General features: G+C 61.6%; 14 protein-coding genes and 2 pseudogenes. 12 read left to right on the top strand and 4 right to left on the bottom strand.

Features of this window, described 5'->3' with window-relative positions; translation table 11 throughout:
* Positions 1–84: 84 nt before the first annotated feature.
* Positions 85–981 (top strand): sugar phosphate isomerase/epimerase family protein, encoded by an 897-nt coding sequence (locus ACOZKU_RS06995; protein WP_421578245.1) that lies wholly within the window; start codon positions 85–87, stop codon positions 979–981.
* A 289-nt stretch (positions 982–1,270) separates the two neighbouring features.
* Here ACOZKU_RS06995 and ACOZKU_RS06990 read toward each other — a convergent pair.
* A pseudogene (locus tag ACOZKU_RS06990) lies at positions 1,271–1,566 on the bottom strand (type II toxin-antitoxin system RelE/ParE family toxin).
* On the opposite strand from ACOZKU_RS06990, the gene ACOZKU_RS06985 reads away from it, so the two are divergent.
* The gene (locus tag ACOZKU_RS06985; RefSeq protein ID WP_421578382.1) at positions 1,501–1,674 is read left to right on the top strand and encodes a hypothetical protein; all 174 of its coding nucleotides are present in this window, start codon (positions 1,501–1,503) and stop codon (positions 1,672–1,674) included. The pseudogene ACOZKU_RS06990 and the gene ACOZKU_RS06985 sit on opposite strands and share 66 nt — an antisense overlap.
* A 32-nt stretch (positions 1,675–1,706) precedes the next feature.
* On the opposite strand, the gene ACOZKU_RS06980 is transcribed toward ACOZKU_RS06985, so the two are convergent.
* A complete protein-coding gene (locus ACOZKU_RS06980) occupies positions 1,707–2,615 on the bottom strand; it encodes a LysR substrate-binding domain-containing protein (RefSeq protein ID WP_421578244.1) in 909 nt (302 codons plus the stop codon).
* 121 nt (positions 2,616–2,736) lie between these two features.
* Here ACOZKU_RS06980 and ACOZKU_RS06975 point away from each other — a divergent pair, with 121 nt between their 5' ends.
* The 7 genes from ACOZKU_RS06975 (at position 2,737) to ACOZKU_RS06945 (ending at position 9,340) form a co-directional block, all read left to right on the top strand.
* A complete protein-coding gene (locus ACOZKU_RS06975; protein WP_421578243.1) occupies positions 2,737–3,498 on the top strand; it encodes an ABC transporter ATP-binding protein in 762 nt (253 codons plus the stop codon).
* A gap of 22 nt (positions 3,499–3,520) precedes the next feature.
* Positions 3,521–4,300, top strand: a complete 780-nt coding sequence (locus ACOZKU_RS06970) for a transporter substrate-binding domain-containing protein (protein WP_421578242.1) — start codon at positions 3,521–3,523, stop codon at positions 4,298–4,300.
* A gap of 65 nt (positions 4,301–4,365) precedes the next feature.
* Positions 4,366–5,085, top strand: a complete 720-nt coding sequence (locus tag ACOZKU_RS06965; protein WP_421578241.1) for an ABC transporter permease — start codon at positions 4,366–4,368, stop codon at positions 5,083–5,085.
* Positions 5,078–5,908 carry an ABC transporter permease gene (locus tag ACOZKU_RS06960; RefSeq protein ID WP_421578240.1) on the top strand — a complete coding sequence of 277 codons (831 nt, stop codon included), beginning with the start codon at positions 5,078–5,080 and terminating at the stop codon, positions 5,906–5,908. The genes ACOZKU_RS06965 and ACOZKU_RS06960 overlap by 8 nt, the downstream gene beginning before the upstream one ends.
* Before the next feature lie 17 nt (positions 5,909–5,925).
* Complete coding sequence (locus tag ACOZKU_RS06955; RefSeq protein WP_421578239.1) at positions 5,926–6,714, top strand: HpcH/HpaI aldolase family protein; 789 nt, start codon at positions 5,926–5,928, stop codon at positions 6,712–6,714.
* Positions 6,711–8,084 (top strand): FAD-binding oxidoreductase, encoded by a 1,374-nt coding sequence (locus tag ACOZKU_RS06950; RefSeq protein WP_421578238.1) that lies wholly within the window; start codon positions 6,711–6,713, stop codon positions 8,082–8,084. Before ACOZKU_RS06955 ends, ACOZKU_RS06950 begins: the two co-directional genes overlap by 4 nt.
* 65 nt (positions 8,085–8,149) lie before the next feature.
* Positions 8,150–9,340 carry an alpha-hydroxy acid oxidase gene (locus ACOZKU_RS06945; protein ID WP_421578237.1) on the top strand — a complete coding sequence of 397 codons (1,191 nt, stop codon included), beginning with the start codon at positions 8,150–8,152 and terminating at the stop codon, positions 9,338–9,340.
* Positions 9,341–9,373: 33 nt separating this feature from the next.
* On the opposite strand, the pseudogene ACOZKU_RS06940 reads toward ACOZKU_RS06945, so the two are convergent.
* Positions 9,374–9,717 (bottom strand): annotated as a pseudogene (locus ACOZKU_RS06940) (Lrp/AsnC family transcriptional regulator); the annotation flags it as partial.
* Positions 9,718–9,722: 5 nt separating this feature from the next.
* Positions 9,723–10,328, bottom strand: a complete 606-nt coding sequence (locus ACOZKU_RS06935; RefSeq protein ID WP_421578236.1) for an amino acid synthesis family protein — start codon at positions 10,326–10,328, stop codon at positions 9,723–9,725.
* A gap of 164 nt (positions 10,329–10,492) precedes the next feature.
* On the opposite strand from ACOZKU_RS06935, the gene ACOZKU_RS06930 reads away from it, so the two are divergent.
* The 3 genes from ACOZKU_RS06930 to ACOZKU_RS06920 all read left to right on the top strand — a co-directional run.
* The gene (locus tag ACOZKU_RS06930; RefSeq protein WP_421578235.1) at positions 10,493–12,295 is read left to right on the top strand and encodes a helix-turn-helix domain-containing protein; all 1,803 of its coding nucleotides are present in this window, start codon (positions 10,493–10,495) and stop codon (positions 12,293–12,295) included.
* A gap of 164 nt (positions 12,296–12,459) precedes the next feature.
* On the top strand, positions 12,460–13,452 hold the full coding sequence (locus tag ACOZKU_RS06925; RefSeq protein ID WP_421578234.1) for a flavin reductase: 993 nt from the start codon (positions 12,460–12,462) through the stop codon (positions 13,450–13,452).
* A gap of 1 nt (position 13,453) precedes the next feature.
* On the top strand, positions 13,454–14,416 hold a 963-nt coding region (locus ACOZKU_RS06920; RefSeq protein ID WP_421578233.1), incomplete at its 3' end, for an aldehyde dehydrogenase family protein.

The following is a 14,416-nucleotide window of genomic DNA, read 5'->3' as shown; positions in this document are numbered from 1 at the left end:
CCCCGACGGCCGGGCGCGTCTCGCGAGAGCGGCGTGTCCGGCCGATCACGTTTCATTCCTTCCTTTCAGAAAGCTGCCGGGATCATGTCGAAAATCGGTGTTCATTCCTTCGTCTGGAGCGCAGGCTCTTCGCGTGACGAGCTCGAAAAGGCCCTCGAGAACACGCACAGCCTCGGCTACAAGCTCATCGAATTTTCCTATCTCGATCCCAAGCAGGTCGATGTGAAATGGCTGGCCGGCCGCATCCGGGAACTCGGCCTCGACGTGGCGATCAGCATGGGCCTTCCGCCTGAAGGCGACATTTCCAGCGACGACGCAACCGTCGTCGCCAACGGCACCGATATTCTCGACAGGGCAGTGGCGCTGGTTCGCGATCTCGGCGGCACGAAGCTCGCCGGCATACTGAGCTCCGCCCATGGCAAGCAGGAACACGCGCTGACACGCAAGAGCTGGGACACCAGTGTCACGGCGCTTTCCAAGGTGGCGGACCGCGCTAGGGCCTCCGGCGTCACACTCAATCTGGAGATCGTCAACCGCTTCGAAAGCAATATGCTCAACACCGCTGCACAGGGCATGGCCTATATCCGCGATACGGGCGCATCAAATGTACTGCTCCACCTCGACACGTTCCACATGAACATCGAGGAGGCTGATGTCGGCCTTGCCATCCGTCACGCGGCTGACAAGATCGGCTACATCCATATCGGCGAAAGCCACCGTGGCTACCTTGGCACGGGCACTATCGATTTCGCGGCGATCTTCGATGCACTGGTGGCGATTGGCTGGGACGACTACGTCACCTTCGAATCATTCTCCACGACGATCGTCGACAAAGATCTATCGCTGAAGACGGCGATCTGGCGCAATCTCTGGAGCGATAATATGGCACTCGCCCGCCATGCCCATTGGTTCATTAAGTTGGGCCTTGAGACTGCCCGTCTAAAGGGCGAGCTCGTTTCCCAAGCCCACCTACCCGTCTAGCGGTTCAGATCTCATTTGATAACCTACCAGCCATCGCTTGTAATGGCTGTACGATAGATGTCTAATGAAAAGCTGCAGTCGGATTTCTGAACCTCGCCGGGTTTGCTGGAGGCTCCAAACTTTTGAGAAAGTGGAGCCGGTACGAGCAAAACAAAAAACGTATTCTCACCGGAAGTCCGCGCCCGAGCAGTGCGGATGGTTTTGGATCACCAACGCGAATATTCCTGCGATGGTAGCGTTTGATCGCCGCCAAGATCGGTTGAACGGCGCAGACGCTCCATGAATCGAATTATCCGTCGAACAGGATGGCGCCAGAGTCCGTGTCACCATGCAGGATATGGATGATGACCACCTTCTCGGGTTCAACGCGGTAGAAGATCAGGTACTTGCCACGAATGCGCCGACGTACACCGTGACGCTCGAAGTCGGGGACGAAGGCGAAGCTATTAGAAGCATCAAGGAGACCCTCGCACTTGCTCCGCAACTCTCGGACAAACGACAGCGCGCGCCGGGATCATCTTGAGCGATATAATCGGCGATCTGCTCAAGGTCGTTTTCCGCCCAGCTGGAAAACGCAAGGATCATGCAGGTTTCTCGGCCTTGTCTGCCATCGTTCGGTATTTTGGCGTCGAGACGATCGAATACATCGCGCGCCGGCTTTGTTCGTCCAGCGTCCGCTGGATTAACCAATAATAATCATTGGCTTGGATTTTAATGGACAACGATCATGAGCCTAGCGAACCCAGGCCCAGAAGCCAATCGCGAACGCCAGCGGCCCTCGGCGTCAGGGGGCGAGCCTTGCGGTAGACGAGGAAGAAATCGTTCGTGGTGGTCTGGGATTCGTTAAACGGGCGCACCAGGGCGCCGCTCGCGACGAGGTCTCCGACGGAATGCTGCCAGCCGAGGCCTATTCCCGCCCCGGACAGCACGGCGTGAACCACCAGGATATAGTTGTTGAATGTCGAGACGCCCCCCGGCAGGGTGTAGCTCAGCCCGTAAGGGGCGAGGAAATCCCGCCATGTCGCGCCTTCGTGATAGTGGCTGTCGAGATGCAAGAGATTGTGGGCCGGAAGATCTGCAAGCGATGACAGCGGGCCGTGCTTTTCGAGATAACCCGGACTGCAGACCGGAAACATCGTTTCCGCCGTGAAGGGCAGCACCTCGTAGCCTTGCCAATCCACTCGACCATTCGTGATCGCCATAGAGACGCCATCTGCCGGTAGGTCCAGTTTCTTGTCGGAATTATAGAGCTGCATCTCGATGCGCGCATCGTGGCTGGGATAGGTCGATATCCGCGGCAGGAGCCAGTAGGTTCCCACGGTGATCGAGGCATAGACCTTGATGTCGGATGCCGCGGTCGAATGGATTTCGATTGCCGTGCGTTCGATCTGGTCGAGCCCGCTTTCCACCGAACGAAAGAGCTTCTCGCCGTCGTCGGTCAACTGCAGCTGGCGATGTTTGCGGTGAAAGAGTGAAGCGCCCAATCCCGTTTCGAGCTGCCGTATCGAATGGCTGATTGCCGCCGGCGTGACGTTCAGTTCCTCGGAGGCCTTCGTGAAACTTTGCAGCCGAGCGGCGGCGTCGAACACGTAGAGCAGGTTCCCCGAGGGGATGAAGCGACGCATATCTCGCATGAGCTGAATTCATCCAAACATGAGTATTTTTGCCAGTCACAGCGGGCCTTCTTTGAACTAGCTCTATTCGACAGTCAAATCCTGTTTGCAGAATATCCAGCTGTCCGGGAGGGGGTTTAACATGGAGATGCTTCACGCGGACGCTATTCGCAAGACGTTCGGCAATCTCGAAGTCCTGCGCGGCGTCAGCCTGACCGCCAACAAGGGCGACGTGATTTCGCTGATCGGCGGAAGCGGTTCGGGCAAGTCGACTTTCCTTCGCTGTCTCAACTGTCTGGAGCATCCGAGCGGCGGCGAGATCCGGGTGAACGGCGAGGCGATCGCCTTCAGACCCGACGGCTACGGCAACAGGGAGCCGGCGTCCAAGGCACAGATGCGCCGCATCCGCGCGCGGCTGGCCATGGTCTTCCAGAGCTTCAACCTGTGGAGCCACATGACGCTCCTCGAAAACGTCATCGAGGCGCCGGTTCATGTGCTGGGCGTTGATCGAAAGCAGGCGGTCGACGAGGGACTGCGGCTGCTCGAACGCGTCGGCCTCTACGACAAGCGCGATGCATATCCGGCCTTTCTCTCGGGCGGCCAGCAGCAGCGCGGCGCCATCGCCCGCGCTTTGGCGGTGCAGCCGCTCGTCATGCTGTTCGACGAACCGACCTCCGCGCTCGATCCCGAACTCGTCGGCGAGGTGCTGAAGGTCATCCGCAAGCTTGCCGAGGAAGGCAGGACGATGATCCTCGTCACCCATGAAATGTCCTTCGCGCGCGATGTCTCTAACCAGGTCCTGTTCCTGCATGGCGGTGTTGTCGAGGAAGCGGGAGCGCCGGCAGATGTTTTCGGCAACCCCAAATCCGAGCGCCTTGCGCGTTTTCTGGGAAGCTTCCACTAACAGCCTAAAAAAGGGGAATGACGTGAAAAAATACATGCTTGCAATGATGGCCGGTGCCCTGCTCGCCCTGGGTGGCACGGCGCATGCCGAAAAGACGCGCGTCGGCTTCGCGCCTGAAGCCTACCCTCCGTTCTGGGTGGCGGACGCGAACGGCAACTGGACAGGCTGGGAAGTCGAGATCATCGATGCCGTCTGCGCCGAGGCCAAGCTCGATTGCGAGCGCGCGCCGGTCGCCTGGGAAGGCATCATTCCGGCTCTGCTCGGCGGCAAGATCGACATGATCATGAACTCGATGCGCATCAACGACGAGCGTCGCAAGGTCATCGATTTCTCCGACAAGTACTACGAGGTCCCGACCGTCGTTGTCGCGGCCAAGTCCGCCACTGTCGACACGACACCCGAGAGCATGGATGGCAAGGTTATCGGTGTGCAGGTCTCGACAGGCCAGCAAGCTTACGCAGAAAAGAACTTCGGGGCGAGTGCGTCGGAAATCCGTGGCTACAACACCCAGGACGAGGTTTACCAGGACCTCGCCGCAGGCCGCATCGATGTCGCAATCGACGGTGTGGTCGCCATGAACGAGTTCCTCAAGTCGGCATCCGGAGCCGAGTGCTGCGAATCCAAGGGTGTGCTCAAGCGCGATCCCTCGACGCTCGGAGAGGGATATGGCGTCGGACTGCGCAAGGGGGATGATGCGCTCAAGGCGAAAATCAACGGTGCCATCGCGGTCATTCGCAAGAACGGCACCTATGACGCCATCACCAAGAAGTATTTCGATTTCGACATCTACGGCGGCGACTGAGGCTTAGGCAGGCTTCGCCTTTCCACGGAAGATGCTGGAGAACGACGATTAAAGAACTGTTCGACATGATCTGGTCTCCCGCCGGCGGCAGCATTGCGCTGCTGACGACGGGAGGGTGGGGAAGCGCCATGCTCGTCGGCCTGGCGCGTTCACTCACCATCGCGCTTGGCGCCTTCGCCCTCGGGCTGGTGATCGGTATAGTCGGTGCGCTGGGCAAGCTCTCGGGCGGTGCCGTGACGCGCCAAGCCCTCGACCTCTACACCACGATCGTCCGCTCGGTGCCCGAACTGGTGCTGATCCTCGTCGTCTACTTCGCCGGCGCCGACATCATCAACGGCATCCTGACGACCCTCGGCCAGGCGAAGATCGACTTCAACGGTGCGATTGCCGGCATTGTCGTACTGGGCGTGGTCCAGGGTGCCTATTCCACCGAGGTGATCCGCGGCGCCATCCTTGCGGTTCCGAGCGGCCAGATCGAGGCGGCGCAGGCCTATGGCATGTCGTCGTGGCTGACGCTTCGCCGCATCACGCTTCCTGCCATGCTGCCCTTCGCCTTGCCGGGGCTTTCCAACCTATGGCTGATCGCGATGAAAGACACTGCTTTGCTAGCCGTTCTCGGTTTCGGCGAACTGACGCAGGTAACCCGTCAGGCGGCCGGTACCACCAAGGCCTATTTCACCTTCTTCTTCGCGGCCGGTTGCATGTATCTGCTCGCTACGATGGTCTCCAACCTGCTGTCACGCCGGCTTGAAGCCCGGGTAACGAGGGGCGTGGCCCATGTCTAGCCGGCTGGATGTGAGTGTTCTTGAAGCGCAGGCCCGCGACCGGCGCCGGTGGCTGGATGCCGGGACGCTGACGCCCGTTATCGCCGCGCTTCTCCTGGGTACCTATGCGGCGCTGCAGATGCGCTGGGACTGGCTCGTAACCTATTATCCCCTGCTGCTGCGCGGCCTCGGCATGACCATGCTTCTGGTGGTCGTCACCAGTTCGCTCGGCATGCTGCTGGCGATCCCCATCGGTCTGGTGCAGGTCGTCGGCCCGAGATGGCTTGCGTTGCCGGCGCGTGCGTTCTGCACCGTCATTCGCGGAACCCCGCTGCTCCTCCAGCTCTGGCTGCTCTATTACGGGCTCGGATCGCTGTTTCCGCAGTTCCCCTGGATCCGCGACTCTGCCCTCTGGCCTATCCTGCGGCAGGCGTGGCCTTATGCGTTCCTCGGCCTCACCCTTTCCTATGCCGCCTACGAGGGCGAAGTCTTCCGCGGGGCCTTCAAGGGCGTGCCGAAAGGCCAGCTCGATGCGGCAAGGGCCTACGGCATGTCTGGTTTTCTGACGTTTCGCCGCATCTGGCTGCCGCAGGCCTTCAAACGGGCGATGCCGACGCTCGCCGGCGAGACGATCCTCCAACTGAAGGCGACCCCCCTGGTGGCGACCATCACGGTCATCGATGTCTATTCGGTGGCAGCCCAGGTGCGCCAGCAGACATACCTGACCTACGAGCCTCTTCTTCTGATTTCCGCCGTCTACATTCTCATGGCGATGGTCATCACCAAGGTCTTTGCCCGGCTCTCCCGACAGGGCCAGGACAACACCGCCTTTTCCAGATCCTGATTTCAAAGAGCAATCCAATGCCACTCACTCTGGCCAAGAGCCTCAAAGCGCGACTTCGCAGCGACCAGCCTATTTTCGGTGCATGGGTCGGCATTCCCCATCCCACCGTCATCGAACTGATGGCGCGGTCGCAGTTTGGCTTCCTGCTTCTCGATGGCGAGCATTCGCCCATTGGCGTGCAGGATCTGGCAAGCCTTTTGCCGTCTGCGGAACTGCATGGGACGCCCACTATCTTTCGGCCGTGGTCGAAGTCGGCAGCCGAAATCAAGGCCGCGCTTGATGCTGGCGTATCGGGCCTCATGGTGCCGATGATCGAGACCGCCGAGGAAGCCCGCGCAATCGTTGCCGCAGGCAAATACGCGCCGGCTGGCATGCGAGGCATCGGCCCATGGCGGGCATCCGGCTACTACGAGGCTTTCGAGACCTATCTTGCCGAAGCCAATGACGCCACGACCCTGATCCTGCAGCTGGAAAGCGCCAAGGGCCTCGCCAACCTGGAGGACATCCTGGCCGTCGAGGGGTTCGACGTGCTGTTCGTCGGACCCGCCGACCTCGCGTCGTCCCTCGGCCTGCCGATTGGCCGGTCCGGGCGCGAGATGCGTGATGTGCTGCAGCGCACGGCCGATGCCGTAAAACGCGCGGGAAAGCTGGCGGCCATCGACGTGTCGGCGATCTCGGCCATTCCGGAACTGACCGAGATGGGCTATGGCCTCTTCACCATCGGCTCGGACATGGGGTTCATCCAGGCGTCCGGCCGCGGCCTGGTCAGGGATTTGGCAGCGTTTTCGACAGGGCAGGGCATATGATCGATCTTGAGGATGCACGGCAAATCGTCGGCGCGCGCAATGTCATCGACGCAACGACGCTACATAACCGGCCACAGGATTTCTGGACCAACACCCCGACGCAGGCGCTTGGCCTTGTAAAACCTGCCGACACGGTCGAGCTTTCCGCGATTCTGGCGCTCTGCCACAAGCATTCGCAGGCGGTCATCTTCGAGGGTGGGCGCACCAACCTCGTCGGCGCCACGCAATCGGATGGCAAGACCTTGCTGATCTCGCTCGAGCGCCTCAACCATATAGGCGCGCCCGACAGCAAGGGCATGACGATCGAGGTCGGTGCCGGCGCTGTGGTCGAGGCCGTCCAGCAGCGTTGCACGGCCGAGGGCCTGCGTTTCGGTCTCGATTTCGGGGCGAGGGGAAGCGCGATGATCGGCGGGGCGCTCTCCACCAATGCCGGCGGGTTTCAGGCCCTGCGGTATGGCGTTGCGCGTGATCAGGTTCTCGGGCTCGAATGCGTGCTTGCCGATGGGACGGTGCTGAGCCATCTGACGCCCTACACAAAGGACAATACCGGCTACGACTTGAAGCATCTCTTCATCGGATCCGAAGGCACGCTGGGCGCCATTACCCGGGCCGTGCTCAAGCTGCATCCGGCGCCGCGGTCGGTCAACACCGCGCTGCTCGCCTTCGAGAGCTTCGACGCGGTCGCCGAGACGCTCGGGCTGATGCGTCGCGATCTGCACGGCACGCTGTCGTCGTTCGAAATCATGTGGGCCGAATTCTTCCATTTCAATGTCGACGCGCTTCTCGGCGGCCGCTCGCCGATCGAAGGCCGGTATCCGTATTACATCGTGTGCGAATCCGAAGGGTTCGATCCCGAGGAGGACGCCCGGCTTTTCGAGCGGGTGGTCGGCCAGGCGCTGGAAACCGGTCTTATCGCCGATGCGGTGATCGCGACCTCGTCGCGCCAGCGCTCCGAGCTGTGGAAGATCCGCGAAGATTTCGAAGCCGAGATGCTGCTCTTCAAGACCATGGTCGACTTCGACGTCTCCCTTCCCGTTGCCAGCATGGAGGCGCTCGTCAACGAAGTGCAGCGCCGCCTCGATGAAGAGGTGCCGGATAATCTCGGGCTGCACGTCCTCGGTCATCTGGGTGACGGCAACCTGCATGTCACGACAGGCCTGCCGACGCCTCAGGGCAAGGGCAAGGTCCGCGCGCTCGTTTATGCCCTCATCGCAGGTTACGGCGGATCGATTTCCGCCGAGCACGGCATTGGCGTTGCCAAGCGCGATTACCTGCATCACTCGCGCACGCCGGCCGAACTCGCTACCATGCGCCTCCTAAAAGGCGCACTCGACCCGAAAGGCATCCTCAATCCGGGCAAGGTCATCTGACGCTGTCAGGTAAGGTCACAGCACCGGATGGCGAACCGTCCGAAGCCGAACTGTATGGAAGAACAATGGTCAGATCGCCGCTCGACAGGATCGTGAACACCGATGATCTGGAGCAGGCCGCGCGTCGCTATCTGCCCCGGATGCTATACGACTGGATTGCCGGCGGCGCGGGAGACGAGCGAGGTCTTTCAGACAATAGAACCGCCTTCGACCGGTTCCGCTTCATGCCGCGCTACCTGCGCGATGTCGCCAACTGCTCGATCTCGAAGAACGTGCTGGGGCGCAGCTTCGCGGGTCCGCTGGGCATCGCGCCGATGGGGTACTCCGGGCTGTTTCGCCCGCAGGCTGAGCTATTCTTTGCTGAGACCGCCAAGCGTTTCGACGTCCCCTACATCATGTCCGGCGTCAGCGTGTCCTCGATGGAGGCGGCCGCGCGCATCGCCGGCGAAAACCTCTGGTACCAGATCTATACGACGGCCGATGAGACCATCAATCGCGACATGATCCACCGAGCGGGAGCCTGCGGATGCGGCGCGCTCGTCATGACCGTCGATATTCCGGTCGCAGCGAAGCGGGAGCGCGACATCCGCAACGAGATCGATATCCCGCCGAAATTCACGCCCAAAACGGTCTTAGACGGTTTGCTCCATCCGGCCTGGACCCTGCGATATCTGCTTGCGGGGGGCCTTCCGGTCATGGAGAACTGGGCGCCGTATCTTCCCAATGGGGCCTCGGGGCTCGAGGTCGCAAAGTTCTCTATCCAACACGGCTATGCCTTGCAGACATGGGATCATCTGCGGCAGTTCCGCCAGCTCTGGCCGCGCGCGCTTGTCATCAAGGGAATCCTGCATCCCGAAGACGCGCGCATGGCGCGCGAAGCGGGCGCGGACGCCATCATCGTTTCCAATCACGGCGGACGACAGTTTGACCGCGCCGTCAACTCCATCGACTGCCTCCCTGCCATTCGCGAGGCTGTCGGAGCGGATTTCCCCATAATGTTCGACGGTGGGGTGCGCCGCGGGTCGGATCTTCTGGCGCTTCTGTGCTGCGGTGTGAATTATATCTTCGCCGGCCGGCCCTTCCTCTATGGTGCGGCGGGCTTCGGCCAGGGCGGCGTTCACCGGGCGATGGAGATCTTCAACGACGAGCTTGCTGGTCTGATGCGGCAGCTCGGGTGCCTCAACCTCGAGTGTGCCGACCTCGAAGCCTTCATGCTCGACAATCTTGAGGAAACCAAACGCTACTCGTCCCTTTGATATCCGCTCGCCTTTCCATATCCCAACATCGGACCGCTGATAGGCCTCAATGTCAGGTGCGGTGATGCGGAGGAAGTAATCGGCATTGCCGCCAACGGACCAGCACCCAAGGATCTCGGGAATGCCCCGATCACCCGCTCGAAGCGCTCGAAATCGCTATGCCGGTGGTTGGCGAGAGTGACCTCGACCATGAGGCTCGCGACCGGGGCAATCTTGCGAAGCGCGATACAGGCATGATAGCCGGTGACAATCCAAGCCTTTTCAAGCTTGCGCAGCCGCATCCAGCAGGGCGTGGGCGAGAGGCCGGCCTTTTCTGCCAAAGCAAGTTTGGTAATGCGGCCATCGCGCTGAATCGCATCGAGAATTCTGAGGTCGATGGCGTTTAACTTCTTTCTCGCTGGACCTTAGCGGCCTCGGCTTCCATCTCGGCAATATCCTGGAAGCGATCGGCAATGCGGGCATGGGGTCGGCCGCCATCAGCGGCGCCGATTGCCACGACAATCTCGTCCGGACCAGGCGCATCGGCAATCAGGAAGTTGGCGGTCAGGAAGTGCGAGCGTTTGCCGCTCTCGCTCTTGTGCATCATCGGCAGCGATAGAAGCGCGCCGGGGCCGTTGCGGGTATTGGCGAATTCCAGGTAGTTGGTGCCGCCGATCGCCTCGCGGAACGGGTTGCCGAAGCGGAGCGTGTGGATCATCGCCGAGGCGTGCTCGATCTCGCCGTTGATGCCCGTTGCCGCCGCCTTGCCACAGGCCTCAATCTTGTCGGCGTCCATCTGCCGCAGCAGGCGGCTGGTCATCTCATGGCTGAGTTCGCCGGCAATGCGGATGATCTCCGGCCGCAGGTTCTCGACAAAACCACGTCCTGCCCAGGGGTTCTGGATCACCGCGGCAACGACGACCATGGTCACCGGACGCGGAGCCGCCTTGCCGCCCTCGACGAGGGTCTCTTCCAGGAAGGTCGAAATTTTTCTGATGCCGAGTGTCATGCCTTGCGCCGATGCGAAATGTTGAAACTCGCAGAAGCCTAGCGGCTAAACGGTGAACGTCTTCCTCTGTTCGGCGGAACTGCGTGGCCTCGGCTTCCATCGAAACGGAGTAGATTTCCGCTGAACGCGCGCGCATGATGCGGTCAGTTGGAGGGCGAGGCAGTTTGAATCAGACGTTTCAGATATTGGCGCTGCGCGACGTCGCAAGCCAGATCAACAGCGGCGGCGATCTCCAGACGGTGCTGCAGCATCTGATCGCGGCGGCCTGCCGCCATGCCCAATGGTCGCTCGGTTCGATCATGGGGATCGATGCCGCGCATGGCTATGCCTATGTGATCGTCCGCCACGACCCGACGCTGATTGAGCGGCAGCTGCCGGACAGGTGGGAGCTGGCGACCAGCCCGTCGTTGATCGCCCTGAAGCGCAACGAGCCCGTCTATATCCGCGACGCCCGCGAGTCCGTCGAATTTCCCGGCTACCGCAAGGAGGCCTTCGAGCGGGACTACCGCACCGTTCTCGTGATGCCGATGAACTGCAAGGACGCTGAGGGCCGGCCAATGGTGCTGAGCGTCATCTCGCGCCAGATCACCGAAGTCTCCGAAGACGACCTCGCTTTTCTCGGGGCGATTATCCATATGGGCGCCATCGCCGTCGAGCGCGAACATCGGCTGGAAGCCGAGAAGCGTGCGGCACAGCGGCTTGAGCGGGCCTTGCAGGCGCATACCTCGTTGCTTGAACATGTCTTGAGCGACGGCGCCGTCGCCCCGCTCTCGGCCATGGTCGGAATGATGCTACCCAATCCGACCATCGTCGTCGATTTCACCGCCAATCAAGTCATCGCAGGGCGTTCGCCGAATGCCCTCTATGACGAGGCTTCCTGGCAGGAGGTAGCAGCCACGACGCTTGCCCGGCCGCTGATGAAGGCGGCGCGCGAGGCGGTCGATTGTGGCACGACCGATGCTGAGAGCTTGTTTCTCGATGACGGCGCGCAACGCTTCAAGATTTCTGCGCGCATCGAGCCGCTGACGGTCGATAATCAACTGGTCGGCGCATTGATCATCTTCCCGACCTCGCGCGAATTCAGCGACCTCGATCTGTTGATGCTCGACAGCGCCAAGTTTGCGCTCAGCGTGCAGATGATGCGCAGCTTCATCCGCTTCCGGTTCGAGACCCGCACCCAGACCGAGCTGTTCTTCGAGATCGTCGAAGCCCGGTGGCGCAATGCCGGCGACGTCGCACAGCGCGCCCAACGGTTGGGCCTGAATTTTGCGCAGCCGCAGCAGATGATCGTCGTCGATTTCCCCGACAAGACCAAGGCTTTCGGTGGTGCTTCCGTCGATGTCGAGCATACGCTCGCCCGCATCATGCAGCAGGCTTCGCTGCAGGCAAACCTGATCGCCATCGATGGCGGTGTCGTCTGCCTCGTGCCCTATGATGCCAGCAAAAGGCAGGAGCGGACGGTCAAGCTGACGCGCCGTATCGCCGAGGAGCTTGGCCGCTATTTCGACGAACCGCCTGTTGTTGTCGCGGGCAATCGCTGCGCGGCGCTTTCCGATTATCCCGCCGCTTGGGAACGCTGCAGCCGGATGATCCGCATCGGCCGTTCCTTCGGCCTGACGGGTGCTGTTTCTGCGCAGGATTTCGGGCCGCTTCCGATGCTGGTGGCGGCCTCTGAAGCGGGCGATGTCCGCAGCTTCGTTCAGGAAAGCGTCGGCGTCATTGCCGAGCATGATCGCGAAAACGGGACGCCCTATCTCGAAACACTCTCCACCTATCTGCAGGAGGGCTGCCGCAGCCAGGCCTGCGCCGATACGATGGGGTTGCATGTGACGACGCTACGCTATCGCCTGTCGCGCATTCAGGAGCTGTTCGGCGTCGATGTCGACACACCCGAGAAGCGCTTTGCCGTCGAGCTGGCAATCCGCCTGCACGGCGTCATCGACAACCGCGTCAGTGCTGAAAAGTAACTCTTCCCCCGGCTCTATCCTGGTTTCCAGCGCTTTCGCGCGGCCATTTTCGGTCTCCTACGGATCGCAGCAGAAGTTTTCCACTCGCTCCGTCGAAGCAAGGGAAGAACGGCCGAACCGGCAGCGCTAGCCTCCCATCAACAACGACAGGGAGGCGAGACAGCATGGCGGAGACAGCGGCAAAGGCGGATGCGCCGATTGACCCGATCGCCCTGCGCCGGGCCTTCGGAACCTTTGTGACGGGCGTCACCGTTATTACGACGCGCGACGAGGACGGCACGCCGCGCGGCATGACCGCGAATTCCTTCACCTCGGTCTCGCTCGATCCGCCGCTGCTTCTGGTTTGCGTCGCGAAATCGGCATCCAGTTATCAATCCTTCACCAATGCCGGACGCTTCGCCGTCAATATCCTGCATGAAGGCCAGGTGGATGTGTCGGGCACCTTCGCCTCGAAATCTCCCGACAAGTTCCAGTCGGTCAATCACGATCATATCCATACAGGCGCGCCTGTCCTGACTGACAGCCTCACTTGGTTCGACTGCACGACCTATAACACCGTCGATGCCGGCGATCACTCCGTTCTGATCGGCCAGGTTCGCGCCTTCGGCACCAGCCCGTCCGCGCCACTGGGTTTCTGCCGGGGCCGCTATGCCAGCGTCAAGGATCCGCTGCCATCGGGCTGGCTCGCCTCGCATGGGATGATCATCGGCTATCTGATCGAGGCGGGCGACGGTCTGCTGCTGCGCTCGGATGGCAAAGGCGGCTGGGTGCTGCCCTCGGCTCGCCGTCGCAAGGCAGACAGCCAGTTGGTCGTCGAAGGCGGCGATGCGCTGCGTCTCGTTCCCGAGGAGACGTTCCTCTACTCCGTCTTCGACGTTGCCGATAGCGATCCCGGCTATCTCGTCTACCGCGCCCGGCTGGCGGGCGAAGGCGCCGACATCAGCCTGCCCGCCGATCTCCGTTTCTTCCCGATCGACGATCTGCCCTACGAAGCGATCGCCACCCACGAACTGCGCTCGATGCTGCGCCGCTATGTGCGCGAGCGGCAGGCGGGCCGCTTCGGCATCTATATGGATTCAGACGATGGCGGCCGCGTCGCGATGATCGACGGCGAAGCCCACGCCTGGACCCAAGCCTCCCAAGACCAAGGACAATGAGATGAAGACGTCAGTCAGCTCCATCGAAGGCTCGCGCCAGGGCCTGTTCATTAACGGCGAATTCGTGTCGCCGAAGAATGGCAACTATATTGCCAGCTACGATCCGACCACGGGCAGGCCATGGTACGAATTGGCGGAAGCCGATGCCGATGATGTCGCGGCGGCCGTTGCGGCCGCAAATGCCGCCTTCCGCAATCCAGCCTGGCGGCGCATGACGCAGACCGACCGCGGCGCATTGGTGCGCAAGCTCGCAGAACTCGTCCGCGCCAATGCCGATACGCTTGCCGAAATCGAGACACGCGACAACGGCAAGCTGCTCAAGGAAACCCGGGCGCAGATGCGCTCGATGCCGGATAGCTATCACTACTTCGCCGGCATGGCCGACAAGCTGCAGGGTGACACCATCCCGATCAACCGGATGGATACGCTGAACCTCAACCTGCGCGAACCGCTCGGCGTCGTCGGCATGATCACGCCGTGGAATTCGCCGCTGATGCTTTTGACCGGTACGCTGGCACCGTGTCTGGCGATCGGCAACACCGTCGTCATCAAGCCGTCGGAACACGCGACCGCCTCGACGCTGGCGCTCGCCGAACTCATCCATGAAGCAGGTTTTCCGGCCGGCGTCGTCAACGTCGTCACCGGTACCGGCAAGAGCGCCGGCGAAGCGCTGACCCGCCATCCGGGCGTCGCCAAATATGTCTTCACCGGCAGCACCGCGACCGGCCGCCGCATTGCCGGAAATGCCGCGCAGAACTTGGTACCCTGTTCAATGGAACTCGGCGGAAAATCACCGCATGTCGTCTTCGGCGATGTCGAGATCGAGCACGCCGTCAACGGCGTTGTCTCGGGTGTCTTTGCCGCGGCGGGGCAGACCTGCGTTGCCGGTTCGCGCTGCTTCGTCGAAGCCAGCATCTACGACAAGTTCATCGATGCGCTTATCGCTCGCACCGCCCGCATCACC

It is taken from the genome of Shinella sp. M31 (assembly GCF_049199205.1).
In the GTDB taxonomy this organism is placed as follows: domain Bacteria; phylum Pseudomonadota; class Alphaproteobacteria; order Rhizobiales; family Rhizobiaceae; genus Shinella.
Note: the sequence above shows the minus strand (reverse complement) of the source record. Positions and strands in the feature narration are given on the sequence as shown.